Annotated in this window: 22 protein-coding genes and 2 pseudogenes; 8 read left to right on the top strand and 16 right to left on the bottom strand. The window is 42.8% G+C overall.

What is annotated here, in order from left to right; all coding sequences use genetic code 11:
- Nucleotides 1-97: 97 nt before the first annotated feature.
- The 5 genes from ONZ52_RS11060 to ONZ52_RS11040 form a co-directional block, all read right to left on the bottom strand.
- Nucleotides 98-2824, bottom strand: coding sequence for a hybrid sensor histidine kinase/response regulator (locus ONZ52_RS11060; protein ID WP_265218667.1), 2727 nt, complete (start codon nt 2822-2824; stop codon nt 98-100).
- 50 nt (nt 2825-2874) lie between these two features.
- Nucleotides 2875-3501: an EAL domain-containing protein gene (locus ONZ52_RS11055; RefSeq protein WP_265218666.1), complete on the bottom strand. Its 627-nt coding sequence runs from the start codon at nt 3499-3501 to the stop codon at nt 2875-2877.
- A gap of 4 nt (nt 3502-3505) precedes the next feature.
- Nucleotides 3506-3778 (bottom strand): hypothetical protein, encoded by a 273-nt coding sequence (locus ONZ52_RS11050; RefSeq protein WP_265218665.1) that lies wholly within the window; start codon nt 3776-3778, stop codon nt 3506-3508.
- Entirely contained in the window at nt 3775-4659 is an 885-nt protein-coding gene (locus tag ONZ52_RS11045) for a GGDEF domain-containing response regulator (RefSeq protein ID WP_265218664.1), read from the bottom strand. The genes ONZ52_RS11050 and ONZ52_RS11045 overlap by 4 nt, the downstream gene beginning before the upstream one ends.
- 308 nt (nt 4660-4967) lie before the next feature.
- Nucleotides 4968-5570: a DUF6198 family protein gene (locus tag ONZ52_RS11040; protein WP_265218663.1), complete on the bottom strand. Its 603-nt coding sequence runs from the start codon at nt 5568-5570 to the stop codon at nt 4968-4970.
- Between the two features lie 249 nt (nt 5571-5819).
- Here ONZ52_RS11040 and ONZ52_RS11035 point away from each other — a divergent pair, with 249 nt between their 5' ends.
- The 4 genes from ONZ52_RS11035 to gloA2 all read left to right on the top strand — a co-directional run bounded on the left by ONZ52_RS11035 (nt 5820) and on the right by gloA2 (nt 8170).
- Nucleotides 5820-6305 (top strand): LysR family transcriptional regulator, encoded by a 486-nt coding sequence (locus ONZ52_RS11035; protein ID WP_265218662.1) that lies wholly within the window; start codon nt 5820-5822, stop codon nt 6303-6305.
- Nucleotides 6286-6708, top strand: coding sequence for a LysR substrate-binding domain-containing protein (locus ONZ52_RS11030; protein WP_265218661.1), 423 nt, complete (start codon nt 6286-6288; stop codon nt 6706-6708). Before ONZ52_RS11035 ends, ONZ52_RS11030 begins: the two co-directional genes overlap by 20 nt.
- A 96-nt stretch (nt 6709-6804) precedes the next feature.
- Nucleotides 6805-7758 (top strand): LysR family transcriptional regulator, encoded by a 954-nt coding sequence (locus tag ONZ52_RS11025; RefSeq protein ID WP_111605346.1) that lies wholly within the window; start codon nt 6805-6807, stop codon nt 7756-7758.
- Nucleotides 7759-7780: 22 nt separating this feature from the next.
- The gene (gene gloA2, locus ONZ52_RS11020) at nt 7781-8170 is read left to right on the top strand and encodes an SMU1112c/YaeR family gloxylase I-like metalloprotein (RefSeq protein ID WP_265218659.1); all 390 of its coding nucleotides are present in this window, start codon (nt 7781-7783) and stop codon (nt 8168-8170) included.
- A gap of 68 nt (nt 8171-8238) precedes the next feature.
- On the opposite strand, the gene ONZ52_RS11015 is transcribed toward gloA2, so the two are convergent.
- Together ONZ52_RS11015 and grxD are read right to left on the bottom strand one after the other, a co-directional pair.
- Nucleotides 8239-8862, bottom strand: coding sequence for a peroxiredoxin (locus ONZ52_RS11015; RefSeq protein WP_265218658.1), 624 nt, complete (start codon nt 8860-8862; stop codon nt 8239-8241).
- Between the two features lie 87 nt (nt 8863-8949).
- The gene (gene grxD / locus ONZ52_RS11010; RefSeq protein ID WP_111605349.1) at nt 8950-9279 is read right to left on the bottom strand and encodes a Grx4 family monothiol glutaredoxin; all 330 of its coding nucleotides are present in this window, start codon (nt 9277-9279) and stop codon (nt 8950-8952) included.
- A gap of 242 nt (nt 9280-9521) precedes the next feature.
- Here grxD and argF point away from each other — a divergent pair.
- Together argF and ONZ52_RS11000 are read left to right on the top strand one after the other, a co-directional pair.
- Nucleotides 9522-10428, top strand: a pseudogene (gene argF / locus ONZ52_RS11005) (ornithine carbamoyltransferase).
- A gap of 81 nt (nt 10429-10509) precedes the next feature.
- Nucleotides 10510-11436: a LysR family transcriptional regulator gene (locus ONZ52_RS11000; protein WP_321160334.1), complete on the top strand. Its 927-nt coding sequence runs from the start codon at nt 10510-10512 to the stop codon at nt 11434-11436.
- Nucleotides 11437-11538: 102 nt separating this feature from the next.
- Here the strand turns inward: ONZ52_RS11000 and ONZ52_RS10995 are convergent, their stop codons facing one another.
- From ONZ52_RS10995 to ONZ52_RS10960, 8 genes are all read right to left on the bottom strand, one after another.
- Nucleotides 11539-12594, bottom strand: coding sequence for an ATP-binding protein (locus ONZ52_RS10995; protein ID WP_265218657.1), 1056 nt, complete (start codon nt 12592-12594; stop codon nt 11539-11541).
- A 29-nt stretch (nt 12595-12623) separates the two neighbouring features.
- Complete coding sequence (locus ONZ52_RS10990; protein ID WP_265218656.1) at nt 12624-13052, bottom strand: hypothetical protein; 429 nt, start codon at nt 13050-13052, stop codon at nt 12624-12626.
- Between the two features lie 6 nt (nt 13053-13058).
- Nucleotides 13059-13778, bottom strand: a complete 720-nt coding sequence (locus tag ONZ52_RS10985) for a winged helix-turn-helix domain-containing protein (protein ID WP_265218655.1) — start codon at nt 13776-13778, stop codon at nt 13059-13061.
- Between the two features lie 49 nt (nt 13779-13827).
- Entirely contained in the window at nt 13828-14283 is a 456-nt protein-coding gene (locus tag ONZ52_RS10980) for a DUF1499 domain-containing protein (protein WP_265218654.1), read from the bottom strand.
- 29 nt (nt 14284-14312) lie between these two features.
- Entirely contained in the window at nt 14313-15212 is a 900-nt protein-coding gene (gene rluB, locus ONZ52_RS10975) for a 23S rRNA pseudouridine(2605) synthase RluB (protein ID WP_111605354.1), read from the bottom strand.
- 114 nt (nt 15213-15326) lie between these two features.
- A complete protein-coding gene (locus ONZ52_RS10970) occupies nt 15327-15947 on the bottom strand; it encodes an L-threonylcarbamoyladenylate synthase (protein ID WP_111605355.1) in 621 nt (206 codons plus the stop codon).
- 136 nt (nt 15948-16083) lie between these two features.
- A complete protein-coding gene (locus ONZ52_RS10965) occupies nt 16084-16317 on the bottom strand; it encodes a PHP domain-containing protein (RefSeq protein ID WP_265218652.1) in 234 nt (77 codons plus the stop codon).
- On the bottom strand, nt 16298-16936 hold the full coding sequence (locus ONZ52_RS10960) for a PHP domain-containing protein (RefSeq protein WP_265218651.1): 639 nt from the start codon (nt 16934-16936) through the stop codon (nt 16298-16300). The genes ONZ52_RS10965 and ONZ52_RS10960 overlap by 20 nt, the downstream gene beginning before the upstream one ends.
- Nucleotides 16937-17019: 83 nt before the next feature.
- On the opposite strand from ONZ52_RS10960, the pseudogene ONZ52_RS10955 reads away from it, so the two are divergent.
- Nucleotides 17020-17555: pseudogene (locus tag ONZ52_RS10955) on the top strand (septation protein A).
- A 2-nt stretch (nt 17556-17557) separates the two neighbouring features.
- Nucleotides 17558-17863, top strand: coding sequence for a YciI family protein (locus tag ONZ52_RS10950; protein ID WP_265218649.1), 306 nt, complete (start codon nt 17558-17560; stop codon nt 17861-17863).
- Between the two features lie 156 nt (nt 17864-18019).
- Here the strand turns inward: ONZ52_RS10950 and ONZ52_RS10945 are convergent, their stop codons facing one another.
- On the bottom strand, nt 18020-18235 hold the full coding sequence (locus ONZ52_RS10945) for an Rdx family protein (protein WP_428981169.1): 216 nt from the start codon (nt 18233-18235) through the stop codon (nt 18020-18022).
- Nucleotides 18236-18248: the final 13 nt, after the last annotated feature.

The following is an 18248-nucleotide window of genomic DNA, read 5'->3' as shown; positions in this document are numbered from 1 at the left end:
TTGTCTGACCTTATCCATGTATTAGATTGGCGTCAAACCGAAAGGTTTCAACATGCCTTGAACGAAACGCATAAGTGTAACAACAATATAATGAGGACTATTTGTCTGAATGGACTATTGATGGATCTGAGTATTGCGCAACCAAGGTCTCCACTCGCCCCAAATCAAATTGTTCAATGGCCGAGCGAATCCTCTTTTGATACGCCGTTGGTAGTAAAGCCGATAACGTATCAAAAGCGTCTTCCGTTGCCTGCATATTCCCACTTTGCGCCGCAAGCAATAATGGTTGCCAATCCTCTACCGTTAATAACTGCACTGACAAAGGAGCAACCTCACCTGCGTTTTCTTGATTCGATTCGTCTAAACCTCTGCCATTAAACACCGCTTTAGAATCCAAAAAGGGTACAAAGCGAACGTCTAGGTGCGTCACTAATGCCTTGAAAATCAATTCTATTTGATACGGTTTCGCAATCACTTGCCAGAAGCCTTCATCGAGCAACGCCTGCTGTTCATGCACCAATGTCGATGCTGTTATAGCTATAACAGGTATTTTTCGCTGCGGATCTTCTTGCTGAATCACTTTTAATAGATCAATACCGGTCTTATTGGGCATCCGTATGTCTGTCATGACCAAATCTGGCGGATTCGCTCTGAACGCTTTGATTGCCTGCTCGCCGTCGGCCGCTTCAACAATCTGGCACCCTGCTTTCTCCAATAAAGACACCAAAATATCCCGCGACCAATCATCATCCTCAGCCACCAAAACTCGAATCGGCTCATTCAAACGCATGTTTAAAAATGCGCTTTGTTCATCGATATCCTCTAGGTCATTTTTACTGACTTTTGCCAAAGGCAGATCCACCATAATCTGAGTTCCAATACCTTCACTGCTTTTTACGGATAGTGAGCCTTGCATCAGTTTCACCAAGGTTGTCGATAACGCCAATCCAAGCCCCGTTCCACCGGAGGCCTCACCCGCTTTTCCTTGAACAAAAGGCGTGAACAAATGCTCCATTAACTCATTTTCTATACCAGGGCCGGTGTCTTCAATAATGATATGAATGCGTTCATCTTCTATTCGTGCGATGACTTTAACGTAACCTTGAGAAGTAAATTTAACGGCATTGCCCAATAAATTGGTGATAATTTGCTGAAATTTGATCGGATCCATCCACACAAGCTGCTGATCATCAACGTCGCATTGCACAATAAGATCCAGTCCCTTCGTCTGAGCCTGTCCCTGAAATAATCTACCAATTTGGCTAATTTCACGACATAGATTGATTTTCTGCTCATGCAAAACAAGCCGACCGGATTCAATACGGGCAATGTCTAGGATATCGTTAATAAGTGCTAGTAAACGCTCACCTGCGCTAGCAATCGATAAAAATCGAGTACGTGAAAGACTGGTTAATTGATTGTCTTCGCTAATCAGCTGGGCATAACCAATAATGGCGTTTAAAGGCGTGCGAATTTCGTGACTCATGTTTGCCAAAAAATGGCTCTTGGCTTGGTTAGCTTGCTCTGCAGCTTCTTTTGCTTGCTCCAATTGCAAAGAAACTTGTTTCTGCTCGGTGATGTCACTCATGATGTCACCAAACGAAATCGGCTTGCCGTCTTCATCACGTAATAAGAAATACGTTTCGTAAGTCGAAAAAATGTGACCATCTAGGCTTTTGGCCTGTAACTCTCCTTGCCAGACACCATGCTCTTTTACATAAGGAATCACGGTTTCTTTGAGAAACTTTTGACTCACCTCCGGGTAGAATTCTAGGTAATTCAGAGATTGTAGAAACGCATCATTCGCTTCTTCTTTCACCCCCAAAAGAGTACGTATCTTTTCATTAAAATAGGAAATTTTTCCATCTAACGTCGCCATAGCAAAACCTTGTGCGGAATTGTCGGCAAAGCTTTTGAATAATTTCAGTTGATTGATAAGCAGATGACGTTCAGTAATGTCTGTGGCAATACCTAAAGTCCCACGGAAGTGAATTGACGGCTCGATAACCGGTACTCGATAAACTTCAAATAAACGAGGTGCGCTGCCATCATTAGAGTCGCCCCATGTTTGCTCGTGTAAAGTTAAACCAGTTTTTAACGCTTCATCGTCCCGACGTTGATAATACTGACCTTTACCGTCAAGGTTTAAATCCAAATCCGTCTTGCCTTTAATGTCATCCGCGGACAGGTGATTAAAATCTAGAAAAGCTTGGTTGCAATCCAAATAACGCCCATGCTCATCTTTGGACCAAACAATATCAGGAATATTATTGAGTAAAGACGATAATGTTAATTCTCGACGTCTCGCTTCTTCCCGCGCCAGAATTAATGCATTTTCCGTTTCAACAAGATGACCGATTTCCTCAAAAATCCCCGCCACACTTAGCGCTCTATTGTGACTGTCTCTACGCGTTACACTGCCGCGCATTTTTATCCAAAAGCATTCATCTTGATGGTTTCGAATTTGTAAACGCGTGGATTTAGGGACAAGATGAGCTTCTTGCTCTAATAGTGCGTCTTTCCATAAATGGAATGTGCTTTGGTTTTCTGGCGTCAAAAAGGCCAACCAGTCGTCAAGATGTTTCGGGGTTCGGCTTTCTTCAAACCCCAACTGCATAAAAAATTCGGAGGAAGCATACAAGCGGCCAGTTTCGGGAAACCATTCCCACACACCAGCATTAGTGGCTAAAATAGCTCGAGAATATCGGCGTTGCAGCAATTTAAAGCGCAGTAGAAAAGCCAGCTGTAACGCCACCAACACCAGCACAGTCGCGAAAAACAAAACAACTAAAGCTTTGAAAATCATAGGCAACTCGATATCCATGTAAAGAATCCCCTAACCTTTCATCATGATTTATAGGCTGACTTTTTGCCCTAAAGCTTTTCCGGTTTATGAAAAAAGTAGCCTTGCCCCCATTCAACACCCAACAATTGTAATGCATCGACTATTTTTTGGTTTTCGACAAACTCGGCCACCACAGGCTTATTCAGCATTTTGGCTAATTTTACAATCGAATCGACCATCCCATGATGGATTTTATTAATGTGCATATCTTTAATAAACATGCCGTCTATTTTGATCAAATCAAATGGCAAATCCATTAAGTAAGCAAACGACGAAAACCCTGTACCAAAGTCGTCTAAGGCAATACTACAGCCATGCTCATGCAATACAGACATAAAGCGCCTCGCATCAGCAAAGTTATTAAGCGCCTCCGTTTCGGTAATTTCAAAACAAAACTTATGGCCGGCTAATTGATAACGCTTTAATTCTTGTACGATGAATTCAGCAAAGTCGACTTGACGTACCGACAAAGCAGAGACGTTCAAAGCGACCTGATCAATCGACTCCCACAAACTAGGTTGTTCATATAACTGGCGCATGGTGTGGCTAATCACCCAACGGTCTATCTTTGACACTATGCCAAAACGCTCAGCGGCTCGAATGAAGTCATTGGGGTAAATTAGCCCGCCGTTTTCTTCATCTTTGAGTCTAACCAATATCTCAATTTTCTTTTTGAGAACCGTCTTGTATTAAAGAACACACCTGTTGAAAATGCACTTCAAATAGGTCTTTTTCAAGACCATCAATGATGCGTAATCCCCAGTTTAAATTGCCACGATGCTCTTCATAGGCAAGGTCTTTCGCGTTTTTAACGATCCGAGAATGCACCCCAGATTTTTTGCTTGAATAACACACTTCGTCCGCCAACATCACCACTTGCTCAAATGACACCATATCAAGCGTGACTGGGATAGCCACCTGAGTCACGCTCATTCGGAAGTGACGTTCATCCCAGACAAACGAAAAACTTTTGATGCCTTGCTGCAATAAGCGAAAAAAAGACTCCACCCCTTGACTCCCCCCTTGCTCATTACTATCGCAAACTTATCGCCACTTAAGCGTGCGCAAAAATCACGCTGAGGATCGGTAAGTTCACTTATCAAAGAAGCCAATTGATGTAATAACTCATCACCAGCAATGCAACCGCAAGAGTCGTTAATTAGGCGAAACTCATTAATATCAATAAGAATAAAATAGGGTGTAAATTGAGAAGTTTTGGCTTGAATGCCGGATATAAGATAAGAAATGTGCTCATCTAACGCATCACGATTGTAAAGCTGGGTCACAAAGTCATGTTGTGCTAGGTATTTTAGTCGATCTTGCATGTACCGTCTTTCGTTGACTTCTTTACGCAAGTTTCGATTGACAAGGTTTAAATCGGCCGTACGTTCTCGTACCTTTTCTTCTAATGAGGACGTTAATTCTTTTAATTCATTGACCAATTGAAACTTTTCCAATTGATGCTGAACTCTGGAGCGCACTTCCTCAATACGAATCGGTTTACCAATATAGTCGTTACCACCTGCCGCAAAACCTCGGCTGATATCGTCAGCTAAGGCTGTTACAAAAATAACAGGCACATCTTTATGTAAAGGGTGGACTCGAATTCGACGGCAAGTTTCAAACCCATCGATCCCCCCCATCATAACATCCAATAAAATAAGGCATGGTTGCGTTCTTTCTAACAGCTCTAATGCTCTCTCACCCGAATTCGCGACGACAATCTGGCAATCCAATGCATCCATCACATCCTTAAGAACGCGTAAATTTTCTGGTACATCATCGACAATTAACACTGTTGGGGGGTGCTTCATACCTATCCATGCCTTTTTTTTAATTTGACAATTACCTAATGAGCGCTCTACCTCAATCGTCAACCAGAGCAAAAGCCTCTTAATTAACGTCATTAGAATGCCATAATTAACCAATTAAACCACGCCCCAAATATTAACCCTGTTTCTTACAAAATATCCATCTCGTTAGCAATATAAAAAAACATCCAACAGGCTACATCAGCATTTTTAGGCAAAATATTTCTCTTTAAAAGACCCATTTGGCACAATAGCAAAGCTGCTTGCACCATAATAAAGCCTTTTTTAAATACAAAGACCAAGTAGATTTTTTAAGGCTTACTTTCTACTACCGCTATTTGCGCCCATTTAGGTGGCCGATGATAACGACCCACAACAGAGCTTAATAATAAGAACGCCAGCAGAGAATAAACCAAATGACCGATATCAAGAAACGCAATAGCAGCAACCAAAACAAGGATGTCGGCAACGAGGGTCGTTCTACTAGCGTGAATCGAAAAGCGTCGCTCCAAGTAAACGGATAAAATATTCAGCCCACCTAAAGACGCATTGTGGCGAAACAAAATAATCAATCCAAATCCAACCAACAGGCCGCCTAATGCACCAGATAACGCCGGATGAATAGACAAATACACATGTTCCTTCATCAGCTCAGTCAATATTGACAACAGGCTAACGCTCACGAACGTTCGCATCGTAAAAGCTCGACCGAGTGTGTACCAAGCCAATATATAAAAAGGTAAATTGAGTAAGAAAAACAACTGACCAAAAGACAAATCCGTTAATCTTAACAAGATCATACCGACACCAGCCGTGCCACTTATCAGCAAACCAGACGAGTTGAGTATATGCAAACCTAAGGCAACCAAAAGACAGCCTTCTAAAATAGAAAGCCAACGGTGGGTAGTTTTCATAAAAAATCCTTAACAAGAGCGATATTAACTTTTGGTTAATAAAAAAGGGTTGTAAAGTTGCTCCTTGTGGAAGCAAATAACACAGACCAAATACAGACTGAGTATTTCACTCAAAATCGAAGCATATTTCATACCATAAAAGTAAAATAAACAACCAATTGTCTGGATTTTTTCATCGCTTCTCCTATTTACAACGTACATAGCGAATAGCACTACTCATCAAAATAGAAACAGAGCTACAATTACCTAATGAGAATAACACTTAGACAATTACAAATATTTGAAGCCGTTGTACATACGGGATCCGTTACGGCGGCGGCTGAATTGGTTTCTATTAGCCAACCTGCAGCAAGCCAAGCCCTCAGGGAACTTGAAGCTTTGTTAGGACGGCCACTTTTTCGTCGCCACGGTAAACGCTTACAAATCACCCCTCAAGCTAGACACTTACTGCCGCAAGCACGCGCTGTGCTCAGCCAAATAGAACAAATTGAAAGCATGGGCAACGAAGATGAATTAAGTGGCTCACTGCATCTTGCCGCCAGCGTCAGTGTTGGCAATTATTTACTGCCCAAACAAATGTCCCTTTTCAAACGACAACATCCTAATATTCGATTTAATCTGGACATAGGCAATACACAAAGTGTGATTCAGCAATTGCTCACGGGCAAAGCTGAAGTAGGTTTTATTGAAGGCTACTGCCAACATGCCGAGTCTCATGACACAAGTATGGCTTAAAGATGAACTGGTGGTATTTGGCTCCACAGAAGAAGACCGTCCAGAGCATCTTTCTTGGGAAGATCTAAAACAAGCCAGTTGGGTAATGCGCGAGTCAGGTTCCGGTACGCGTAATATTTTGGAGCAAGCCACCGCCGCTGAAATTCCTCAACTGAATGTAGTATTATCTTTGGCACACATGGAAGCCGTAAAACAAGCGGTTATTCATCAAATGGGCTTAGGTTGCTTGTCAAGAATGGCGATTTCACAGGAACTCAACGCTGGACTCATTCGCCTTTACCAAACCCCACTGGAACTCAACCGGAACTTATTGATTGTGACTCCTAAAAATACCGCCTTAACACAAAATGCGCAGCGTTTTATTGACCTATGCTGTGCCGCTCCAATTTTGTCGACGCTCTGAGAATGATAAGCAGGCCGTTTTTATATCTGTACGATGCTTGCTTATCTCTCTCTTTATTTATCTGTATAAACAAACATCACGAGTGACATAACAAGTATGAACATTAATAAAATCGATCTTAATCTTCTTATTTATCTCGATGTCTTGCTCAGAGAATGCAATGTCACACGCTCAGCAAATAAGCTAAACATTACCCAACCTGCGATGAGCAATGGATTAAAACGTTTACGCGATTTATTAAATGACCCGTTACTCGTTCGTACCAGTGAGGGCATGAAGCCCACCGAAAAAGCATTACGCTTACAACCGATTGTACGCAAAGTCTTACTTGAGCTAGAAGAGGCCTTGCAACCTGAAGCTGATTTTAACGAGAGCACCAGTACACGGGTGTTCAGAATCATGGCCAGTGACTACGCAGCTTCAACGGTCATTCCACGGCTGTTAAACCGCCTACGAGAATACGCGCCGGGCATTACCCTAGACATTATGACCCCAAGCGATGTGACCTTTCACGATGTGGAAGCGGGTAAAATTGATATGGCGATCAACCGTTTTGAGGAACTGCCCCAATCTTTCCATCAAAAAAGTGTCTGGTTCGACACCTTTGTCTGCATGATGAGTTCAAAAAATCCCGTTAAAGATCATTTCGACATTGACGCTTACCTACAGGCACAGCATATCTGGGTGAGCAAAACAGGCTTTGGCGTAGGCGTCGGCATGGATCCAACCGATGTCCAAAAGCTAGGGTGGGTTGATGAAGCGCTGCAAGCACTGAATCATAAACGCAGCATTCGTGTATTTACCCGAAGCTACCATACCGCCATGCATTTGGCTCTGGAGCAAGATCTGATTGCCACACTGCCCAGAAAAGTCGCCATGGTAAACAGAAAAAATCCAGACCTAGTAATATTAGAGCCACCCTTCAAAATACCTAAAATTGAATTAAAAATGATTTGGAGCCCATTGCTGCATCACGATGCCAGCCATATTTGGTTCAGACGACAAGTCATTGATGTCGCCAATGAGCTAAAAGAACAAAGTAAACAATAACTTATCAAAGAAGGTTAGCATTATGCTTCAGATATCTCATATTCATCATATCGCCATCATTTGCTCTAACTATGAGGTTTCAAAGCATTTTTATACGCAAATTCTTGGCTTTCCCATTATTAATGAAACCTACCGAGACGCTCGCCGGTCCTATAAATTAGATTTGGCCATTAGTAACAATCAACAAATCGAGCTTTTTTCCTTTCCTTCACCACCAGCGCGCCCCTCTCGACCAGAAGCACAGGGCTTAAGACACCTTGCCTTTGCGGTAAAAGACTTGGAAGCCTGCATTCATCACTTAAACAGCCAAGACGTGCCCACAGAGGATATTCGCTTGGATGAACTAACAGGTAAGCGCTTTACTTTTTTCGCCGATCCAGATGGTTTACCACTCGAACTTTATGAAGAATAAAATCCGCTCATAAAAAAACGCACGCTACAAAAAGTAGCGTGCGTTTTTTAAAATGCAAAACGAGTCAATTACAAAGACTTAGCACTTTCTGCAAGGTAAGCAGCAACACCTTCAGGTGAAGTCGTCATACCTTTGTCGCCTTTATTCCAGCCAGCTGGACAAACTTGACCGTGCTCTTCGAAGAACTGAAGCGCATCGACGATACGAACCAATTCATCCATATTACGGCCAATTGGCTCATCGTTTACAACTTGTGAACGAACGATACCTTTCTGGTCAATTACGAAAGAAGCTCGCATCGCAACACCAGCTGGGTAATAAGAATCACCACCTTCAGACTCGATACCGTAAGCTTTGGCAATCGCATGATCCATATCAGCCGCTAGCGTGTATTCAACAGCACCGATACCACCTTGCTCAACCGGCGTATTACGCCAAGCATTGTGAGTAAAGTGAGAGTCGATAGACACACCAATAACCTCTACGCCCATTTCACGGAATTTATCCATACGGTGAGACATGGCAATGATTTCTGAAGGACATACGAATGTGAAGTCTAACGGATAGAAAAACACAATCGCATATTTGCCCTTGATCGTTTCAGCTAAGTTGAAAGAATCAACAATTTGACCATCTGCCAATACAGCTGGAACAGTAAAATCTGGGGCTTTTTTACCAACTAAAATAGACATCTTTATACGTCTCCTTTTTATTGCTTAATTTATAAGGCTAGTGTTTAACGCGATACTGTCACTTAGATCCCTAAGCAACCCAAAAACTTATTCTTCGGAAGACCCTACAGCCTCTTTGATTAAAGCCTGCAGTTCGCCATTAGCGGCCATCTCAACGATGATATCACAACCACCAATCAACTCACCTTTGACCCAAAGCTGAGGGAATGTCGGCCAATTTGCAAACTTTGGTAGTTCTGCACGAATGTCTGGATTTTCCAAGATGTTCACAAACGCAAAACGCTCGCCACAAGACATTAATGCCTGTACCGCCTGTGATGAAAAACCACATTGAGGGGCACGAGGATTGCCTTTCATGTATAGCAAAATATCGTTCGTGCTAATTTGCTCTTTAATTGTTTCGATTGTATTACTCATGCTAAAAACCTCACTGCGCTGCGGTCAATTGATCAGGAAAAGGCCCTGCTTCTTCCCTTACTTAATCAAAGACGATTAAAATCATTAAACTTGGCTCAGTTTATGGGGTCTAGTGGTATATTTACAACCCCAAGACGAAGCTTTCCTTTGCACTTTCTCTTGATAATTACCCTTTACTCGCCTACCTGAGTGTATTAAATTGGTCGATTCCCTTTTTCAAAAGACTATCAAGGAGTCCTAGCGTGTCGCCCAGACATTTTCTTACTCTGAAGGATCTAACTTCCGACGAGTTAAAACAGTTACTATTGAGAGCTTCTGAGCTTAAGAAAATCCATCATGAAGGCACTCTATTTCAACCGCTAAAAAACCGAGTTTTAGCGATGATATTTGAAAAATCCTCGACGCGAACTCGAGTTTCCTTTGAAGCAGGCATGGCCCAGTTTGGTGGTCACGCATTGTTTCTTTCTTCCCGTGACACCCAACTTGGTCGCGGTGAGCCTGTTGAAGACAGCGCACGCGTCATTTCCAGTATGGTCGACGCTGTCATGATACGCACCTTTGACCATAAAACCGTTGAAACTTTTGCTAAATATTCCTCTGTGCCAGTTATCAATGCACTAACAGATGACTATCATCCTTGCCAACTGCTTGCTGACATGCAGACTTATCAAGAACATCGAGGTTCGATCGAAGGCAAAAAAGTCGTCTGGGTCGGTGATGGCAATAATATGTGCAACTCCTACATTAATGCGGCGGTTTTGCTGGATTTCCAATTAGTTGTAGCATGCCCTGTAGGTTATGAACCGAATGCGGATTTGGTGGCACAACACAGCGACCGGGTAAAAGTTCTGCATGATGCCCACGAAGCAGCAACAGGTGCGGATTTAATTGTCACCGATGTTTTCGCATCGATGGGGCAAGAAGATGAACAAGAACAGCGTTTAAAAGATTTTGCAGGCTTCCAGTGTCAATTCTGCACTAATGGCTAAGGCAAATAAGGGCGCACTCTTTATGCACTGCCTTCCTGCTCACCGCGGCGAAGAAGTATCAGCGGATGTCATTGATCACCCTGACAGTGTGGTCTGGGATGAAGCCGAAAACCGTCTCCATGCACAAAAAGCACTACTTGAATTTTTGTTGTGCCAATAACAAAATAGGCTCGCTCGCCCTCTCGTTAGCGAGCTTTTTTTGAACTCAAAGATTGAAAAAACTCATCAACAGCGAATCACTATGAGCATTATTGAAGTTAGGCATTTAAAAACACTGACCGCACTCAGAGAAACAGGCAGCTTAGTTGAAGCCGCTGAACGCGTTCACTTAACACAGTCAGCGCTTTCGCATCAACTCAAAGATCTTGAAGAAAAATTAGGCTGTCCGCTGTTTATTCGCAAAACCAAGCCCGTTCGCTTTACCAGTGCGGGACTACGTTTATTGCAATTGGCCGACGATGTGTTGCTTTCTTTTCGCTCAGCACAACGTGATATTCAGCGTTTTGCAGAGGGCGAAAGTGGCCGCCTACACATTGCTATCGAATGCCATAGCTGTTACGAATGGTTAATGCCTACTATTGACCATTTCCGTGAACATTGGCCAGATGTGGAACTCGATCTTTCCACTGCTTTTGGTTTTATGCCCTTGCCAGCCCTTGCCCGCGGCGATTTAGATTTAGTCGTCACCTCGGACCCCCAAGATATTCCTAATATTGAATACATTCCGTTATTTCAATATGAATCTCAGGTTGCCCTATCTCGACACCATCCACTGGCAAAAAAAGAATTTTTAAAACCAGAAGACTTTGAAAAAGAAACCCTGATTACCTATCCGGTAGAAACCGAACGATTGGACATTTTCAAACACTTCTTAAACCCAGCAGACGTATCACCAGCCAAAATCCGTCACAGTGAACTCACCTTAATGATGATGCAGTTAGTCGCCAGTGGACGTGGTGTATGTTGTTTGCCAAACTGGGCCTTAACAGAGTACACCAATCGACAATACGTGATTACCAAATCATTAGGTGAAGAAGGGATTTGGTGCAAGCTCTACTTGGCAATAAGAAAAGATCAGCGCGAGAATGCTTACATGGAAGATCTCATCTCCACGGCATCAAAGACTTGCTTTAAAAACTTAAAAGGAATTCTAGCGCCCGAACTTTAACAACATCACTCAAAACCCAGTTTCACTTTCAAACGATGTCACGGGCGCAGTCAAGACAAGGCAAAATATTGGCAAAGTGCAGTATTCGTTGCAGATCCAGCATTAGGATAATGTCTTCTGATGCTGATTACGCGACCAAATCAAACTAAACTTAGCCCCACCAGACTCGCTCGCATCGATCAGTACCGCACCGCCATGCCAGAAGGCGATACGCTGAACGATTGCCAGACCTAACCCATACCCGCCCGACGCTCGTGTGCGACTGTTATCTAAACGCTGAAAAGGAATAAAGACTTTATCTCTGTCTTCAAACGCAATACCAGGGCCATCGTCTTCAATGTCTAACTGCCAACGCTCTTCATCCTGTGAGAAGGTGATCACAATCTTACTGTTCGCGTACTTTGAAGCATTCAAAATGAGGTTCTGCAGGAACCGGCTTAAATGATGCTCATCGGCCAAAACGAGATCATTTTCATCAATATGCACTTCAACATTTAAATGCTGAAGTAACAAATGATTATGCTGCAAAATATTATCAACAAGTTGAGCAATACAAAGTTCTTTAAAGTTCAGAGCCAGTGATCCACCCTCTAATTTACCGTAGGTGAGTACTTCATCAACCAATTTATTAAGCTCTTCAACATCCCCCTCCAATGCTTCAATGGTTTTCGCCACATCGTCATTGACTTCATCCTTCATGACCTCTAGACCAAACCTCAATCGGGCAATTGGCGTTCTTAACTCGTGAGAAATAGCGTTGATCATTTCTCGTTGAACTTTCAACAAGCGCTGTATATGAGAAGACATAGAGTCAAAAGAATAGGCCAACTCTTTCAAGGTACCGCTGCTGTCAGGAATGCCTTTTGGCAAACTGCTTCGACCGCGAGCAATTTGACGAGTAATGCTTTCGAAGGTTTTGCGTTTAAAATCCAACGAAACCAGTTCACGCCAAATCAACAACAGCATAATGGTGATACCAATACCAACAACAAGAACCACAACCAATGTTAGTGAAAGGCTATCATTATAGGCAACAGACAAATACACAGACTCGTCAGCGGTTTTATCTTGCCACACAAAACCATATTCACTGTATGCACCATGAACTAACGCCACACCAGTCACAGAGTCCGATACACCAGTGGATATTTTCTTCATAGAAAGACAAGTCATGCCCTCTATCAGGTCTATTTTATCTTGATGGCTGATCTGATCTGTCTGCAAAAAAACTTAACTAAAGACTCCAGTTTAAACAACTGGTTACCTTGCGTCACACGCCCAACCAACATCGGAGAATCCGGTTCACCAAAGGTGAGCTGATAACTGCTATCTGGAAATTTAAGCCATGTTTTATTAGCGATTAAGGAAGGAATGCTAGAAATTGAGGGCAATTCTTTGGACGCTAGCGTCCAAGTGAATTGCGAATCTGGAAGTTTTTGACTCACGCCTGACAGCAGTAAAGCCGAACTAAACTCGGCATCAACACACAGTAACTGTTCTGCCTTTGATGCACCAAAGCGGATTTGTGTAAACTCCATCACCACATAGCAGCAGACAACAATAACGACACCACCAAAAACCAGATGTCGGTACAAACGCCACATTTCAGCCTGCATGGCGCTTTACACTTCTTTTACGAATAAATAACCTTTACTACGAATGGTTTTAATACGACGAGGATGTATAGGATCATCCCCTATTTTTGAGCGTATACGGGAAATTCTTACATCCACAGAACGATCTTGACCATCGTACTCAATGCCACGCAATTCACCAAAAATTTCTTCCCGGCTCAAAATACGACCGGCGTTGCTGGATAATAGCCACAGTAAATCAAACTCAGCACTGGTCAACTCAACCTCTTCCTCAAGCAACCATGCCTCACGACGCGAATTATCAATCGTCAAGGGGCCAAATATCAGGTTTTGCTCGGCTTTAGTAAGATCAAGTGATAGATCGACATCTTGAGTACTACGACGCAACAAAGATTGAACCCGAGCCAAAAGAACACGAGGTTTCGCAGGTTTCGAGACATAATCATCCGCACCAATCTCTAGCCCTAAGATTTGATCAACATCATCACTGCGAGCCGTCAGCATGAGAATAGGACCTTTATAGTCATTACGCACGCTTCTGCATACAGTAAAGCCGTCTGCACCGAGCAACATCAAATCAAGAATAACCAATGAAGGCTGCTCAGCAATAATACGAGAAATAGCTTTACGTCCATCCGGTTCAATATCAACCTTAAAACCATTTTTCTGTAGATACTCTTGAGTCAGCAACGCTAAACGCTCATCATCTTCAACAATCAAAATGTTTTTGTTGTCGTCTACACTCATGGGCAATCCTCGTCCAGTTATTATCACTTTGGGGTTAATGACTTTAAAATCAATTTACTAGAAGATCTGTAATTTGTCTAACTCTCTCGCGGTTGACACCGAAATCAGAATAACCAACCCGAGAAGCTGAGCGAAGATGTACAACACTGTCGCCCTCAGGAAAATACAGTTCGACATCATCAATATACCCCACAAAAGGGCTTTTCACTTCAAAATGAACATACCCCAGAGTACTACTGACAATACGAACTCTTCCTTTGCTCAACATAGAGGACTCAATTTTTAACTGAGTCGCTTTACGATCACCTGTATAAATAATTGGCTCTACATAGTGAACCATATCGTCTGGTGACGCTTGAGTCGACACACAATTAGGCGAAGTAGGGCAAGGTTTCAAAAGACCATCTGTTACACCAAGGTCTTCTGGCATTTTATTTCCTAGTTTAACGTAAATAAAGAAACCAACGATCACAATGACAATCAATGCAAATAACCAGCGAACCATGCCTCTACCACTCCTAACTGCTTTTTATATTAACGAAATGATCTCTTACCTGGTTTTTTCGGCTTAAACTCAGGTTTATCGCTACTTTGCCAATCAAACCCTTTCGCTGCACGACGAGCGCCGCCGGCCGTTGCTTTATTCTTGTGGCGTTTTACTTCAAGCTGCTGCTGTTGAGTTTTAGGTTTTAACTCAGACAATTTCAGATCTACCATGGCACACAATGAGTTAACATCAGGCGCTTCCATTTCTACCCAACGGCCTACTTTTGCCTTTGATGGCAAGAAAACAGGGCCAAAGCGTACACGTTTCAAACGGTTCACTTTCACACCTTGAGATTCCCATAGACGACGCACCTCACGGTTACGACCTTCCATCAGGCAGACATAGAACCAACGGTTAATACCTTCACCGCCACCATCAACAATATCGGTAAATTTCGCAATACCATCGTCTAAAATCACGCCTTTTTTGAGTGTGGCAAGATTTTCTTCTGTCACTTCCCCCATGACACGCACCAAATATTCACGGTCAATCTCAGTGGAAGGATGCATCAATCTGTTTGCCAATTCACCGTCTGTCGTGAACAGCAGCAAGCCGGAGGTATTAATATCCAAACGACCTACAGCAATCCAACGTTCGCCTCGCAGTTTTGGCAATTTATCAAATACCGTTGGGCGACCTTCAGGGTCTTTACGAGTACACACTTCACCTTCGGGTTTGTTGTAAATAATAACTCGGCGATTTTCACCCGCTTCTGTTGGTACAATCGCATAACCATCTATGGTAATCGTGTCTTTGGTACTCACGCGATCGCCTAATGTCGCCACCTCGCCATTTACCAATACACGTCCTTCACGAATGCGATTTTCCATTTCACGGCGTGAACCTTGACCCGCTCTTGCTAATACTTTTTGTAACTTTTCGTCCATTACGAACCTCTTAGAGGGAATGCTTCTCAGCAACCCAGTTTTGATAATTTAATTAACCATTTTTTGCATTATAATCCACACACCGTCAGCCTTGACAGCTGAATATTCAACAATTTATTGAAATGGCGCAGGATTACCAGCACCGACACGAATTACTTCGATATTATCCGCGTCCATCTTCACCACGGTCGTTGGTTCTAGCCCACAAAAACCGCCGTCAATCACTAAATCTAGCGCATGTTCGAGCGTATCGCGAATATCGTAAGGGTCGGTCATTGTATCGCTCTCCCCTGGCAAAATAAGCGACACACTCATAATTGGCTCACCCAGTTCTTCTAATAATGCCGCCACAATATTATTTTTAGGAATTCGAATACCAATGGTTTTTCTTTTCGGGTGTAAAAGTCGTCTTGGCACTTCCGAAGTCGCATTGAAAATAAAAGTGTAAGGCCCTGGGGTATTGTTTTTTAACAACCGATACAAACGGTTATCAAATCGAGCATAGGTTGAAATTTCAGAGAGATCACGACACACCAAGGTAAAGTTGTGCTTATCGTCTAAGCGGCGAATGGCTCGAATCCGATCCTGCGCAGCCTTATCGCCTAGATGACAGCCGAGTGAGTAACCACAATCGGTTGGATAAGCAATAACGCCGCCATTACGAATAACCTCTGCAGCTTGTTTAATTAGGCGCGCTTGAGGGTTCTCTGGATGTATTTGAAAAAATTGACTCAACCTGTTCTCCACTAAAAAATTATCAAACTACTCACCATAATCGTCATAAGGCCAATACGATCACTGACGAATGTTATCATGATGCAACAGCACTAGAAGCAACGATATCAACATTAAACGACTCATTGCCCCATATCTATGACCAAGTTTGCCAAACTAAATCCACTTCACTTTCATGTATCTGAGTGAATTTCCCCACCTGCATCCAAGGACCAAATGGTCCATGGTAATCACTGCCGACGGAGGCTTTTAAGTCGAACTCTCTCGTCAAGCGTTCAAGCAAACGAACACTGTCAGGACGCTCATTACCTGAGACAATCTCGACACCTGTTCCACCCCACTTTTTGAAGTCACTTAATAAGCGTTTCAATTTCGTCACAGTCAATGGATAACGCTTGGGATGGGCAAGTACCAGTGCCATATCTTGATCTGCCAATGCGGTTAATACCTGCTCGAGTCTCTGGCCAAACATCACGCAACTTCCCTAATTTCTTATTCCCCAAATAACGATCAAATGCTTTGTTAGCATCTTTTACAAAACCTTTTTCCACCAGTAAAGAGGCAAAATGCGGCCGACCTAATTGGCTGTTCCCTGCCAGCGCAACCGCCTCGTCAAATAAATCAGGCAAACCTTGCTTCACTAATAAATCCGCAATCCGCCGAGCACGATCAAGACGTATTACTTGGTTGCCTTCGACAATAGACAACAATGTCGGATTATCAGCAGAAAAGTTTAATGCCACCATATGCAAAGGAATGCCATTCCACTGGGTAGACAGCTCAACACCATTAATAAAACTTAATCCATGCTCAGCGGCCCGAAGTCTTGCCTCGGAAAGACCATCGAGTGTGTCATGATCAGTTAAAGCGAACAGTGACACACTCTGTTCAACAGCCAAATCCACCAATTCGGTAGGAGAAAAGTGTCCATCCGAACAGGTGGAATGTGTATGTAAATCGACTTTTCGATATCTTGCTGCTTCAGGCATAGATTGACTGTTCTTTAATAGGAATGGTGTTTAGTATTAGAACAGCATACATACATTTTAGTATACATTCACCGAGTTTTTATATGAAAATACTATTTGACTTTCTTCCTATTATTATTTTTTCATTACCTACAAAATGACAGGCGATATTATTATTGCCACCGCTGTTTTAATTCCTGCCACCCTAATTCAAGTGGCTTTTACATGGTTCAAAAACCGTACCATAGAAAAAATGCACCTCGTGTCTTTGATATTGGTGGTTTTGCTAGGAGGAGCAACCATTTTATTAGGAGATGGTGATTTTATTAAGTGGAAACCGACCATTGTAAACGGCCTTTTCGCTATTGCATTTTTGGGTAGCCAATTTATCGGAGAGAAGAACATTATCCAACGCATGATGGGTGATACATTAAAACTTCCCTTTAAAGTATGGCGTACGCTAAACCTTGCTTGGGTCGGTTTTTTTATGATTTCTGGTGGCGCAAATTTATATGTTGCCTTTTCTTACAGCGAAGAAATTTGGGTAGACTTTAAACTCTTCGGTTTATTAGGAATGACCCTTGTATTTATCATACTACAAGGTATTTACTTATCATCACACTTACAAAATAAGGAATAACAATGCTTTACTCTATTATCGGTGAAGATGTGGCCAACAGCCTTAACGCTCGCAAGCAAGCACGCCCAGCGCATTTGGCTCGCTTAGAAACGCTACAACACGAAGGACGCCTAGTGTTAGCTGGCCCCAATCCTGCCATTGACTCAGACAACCCAGGCGATGCTGGCTTTAGTGGTAGCGTTGTTGTTGCTGAATTCGCCAGCCTTGAAGAAGCAAAAGCGTGGGCTGACGCCGACCCTTATGTGGCAGCAGGCGTTTATGAAAGGGTAACCGTAAAGCCTTTTAAACAAGTTTTTCCAAACGCCTAAAACCTCACCCTAACCCTCCCCTTCAAAGACCCAGGGGAGGGAACATAATCGTTCTTAGACCTTGCTTCTGCTAAGGGCTGTGTAAAATGGGTTATTTTTTAACATCGGAATGACCTAGATCTCGCTCTGGATCTATTACATCTCGCATTCTTTGTTTTAATACTTTTGCCTCAGGAAAACCGTCTTCTTTTTTCGACACCAAATCTCTTCACCGTTCACTCTGACTTTAAAAATCCCGCCTTGGGTTGGTATCAAGGTGACACTTTTAATATCATCATCAAATGTCGTTAGCAGTTCTTGAGACAACCAAGCGGCGCGCAACATCCAACGACATAATGTACAATACTCAATCTCAACGGTTGCAGTTCGCATTTGCTTTCTCTCC

Source organism: Marinomonas rhodophyticola, assembly GCF_026113935.1.
In the GTDB taxonomy this organism is placed as follows: domain Bacteria; phylum Pseudomonadota; class Gammaproteobacteria; order Pseudomonadales; family Marinomonadaceae; genus Marinomonas; species Marinomonas rhodophyticola.
Note: the sequence above shows the minus strand (reverse complement) of the source record. Positions and strands in the feature narration are given on the sequence as shown.

Coding starts and splice junctions, on each gene's coding strand:
- ONZ52_RS11060 (WP_265218667.1), bottom strand. CDS start 2,824: ATGGATATCGAGTTGCCTATGATTTTCAAAGCTTTAGTTGTTTTGTTT.
- ONZ52_RS11050 (WP_265218665.1), bottom strand. CDS start 3,778: ATGAGCGTGACTCAGGTGGCTATCCCAGTCACGCTTGATATGGTGTCA.
- ONZ52_RS11045 (WP_265218664.1), bottom strand. CDS start 4,659: ATGAAGCACCCCCCAACAGTGTTAATTGTCGATGATGTACCAGAAAAT.
- ONZ52_RS11040 (WP_265218663.1), bottom strand. CDS start 5,570: ATGAAAACTACCCACCGTTGGCTTTCTATTTTAGAAGGCTGTCTTTTG.
- ONZ52_RS11035 (WP_265218662.1), top strand. CDS start 5,820: ATGAGAATAACACTTAGACAATTACAAATATTTGAAGCCGTTGTACAT.
- ONZ52_RS11030 (WP_265218661.1), top strand. CDS start 6,286: ATGACACAAGTATGGCTTAAAGATGAACTGGTGGTATTTGGCTCCACA.
- ONZ52_RS11025 (WP_111605346.1), top strand. CDS start 6,805: ATGAACATTAATAAAATCGATCTTAATCTTCTTATTTATCTCGATGTC.
- gloA2 (WP_265218659.1), top strand. CDS start 7,781: ATGCTTCAGATATCTCATATTCATCATATCGCCATCATTTGCTCTAAC.
- ONZ52_RS11015 (WP_265218658.1), bottom strand. CDS start 8,862: ATGTCTATTTTAGTTGGTAAAAAAGCCCCAGATTTTACTGTTCCAGCT.
- grxD (WP_111605349.1), bottom strand. CDS start 9,279: ATGAGTAATACAATCGAAACAATTAAAGAGCAAATTAGCACGAACGAT.
- ONZ52_RS11000 (WP_321160334.1), top strand. CDS start 10,510: ATGAGCATTATTGAAGTTAGGCATTTAAAAACACTGACCGCACTCAGA.
- ONZ52_RS10995 (WP_265218657.1), bottom strand. CDS start 12,594: ATGAAGAAAATATCCACTGGTGTATCGGACTCTGTGACTGGTGTGGCG.
- ONZ52_RS10990 (WP_265218656.1), bottom strand. CDS start 13,052: ATGCAGGCTGAAATGTGGCGTTTGTACCGACATCTGGTTTTTGGTGGT.
- ONZ52_RS10985 (WP_265218655.1), bottom strand. CDS start 13,778: ATGAGTGTAGACGACAACAAAAACATTTTGATTGTTGAAGATGATGAG.
- ONZ52_RS10980 (WP_265218654.1), bottom strand. CDS start 14,283: ATGGTTCGCTGGTTATTTGCATTGATTGTCATTGTGATCGTTGGTTTC.
- rluB (WP_111605354.1), bottom strand. CDS start 15,212: ATGGACGAAAAGTTACAAAAAGTATTAGCAAGAGCGGGTCAAGGTTCA.
- ONZ52_RS10960 (WP_265218651.1), bottom strand. CDS start 16,936: ATGCCTGAAGCAGCAAGATATCGAAAAGTCGATTTACATACACATTCC.
- ONZ52_RS10950 (WP_265218649.1), top strand. CDS start 17,558: ATGCTTTACTCTATTATCGGTGAAGATGTGGCCAACAGCCTTAACGCT.
- ONZ52_RS10945 (WP_428981169.1), bottom strand. CDS start 18,235: ATGCGAACTGCAACCGTTGAGATTGAGTATTGTACATTATGTCGTTGG.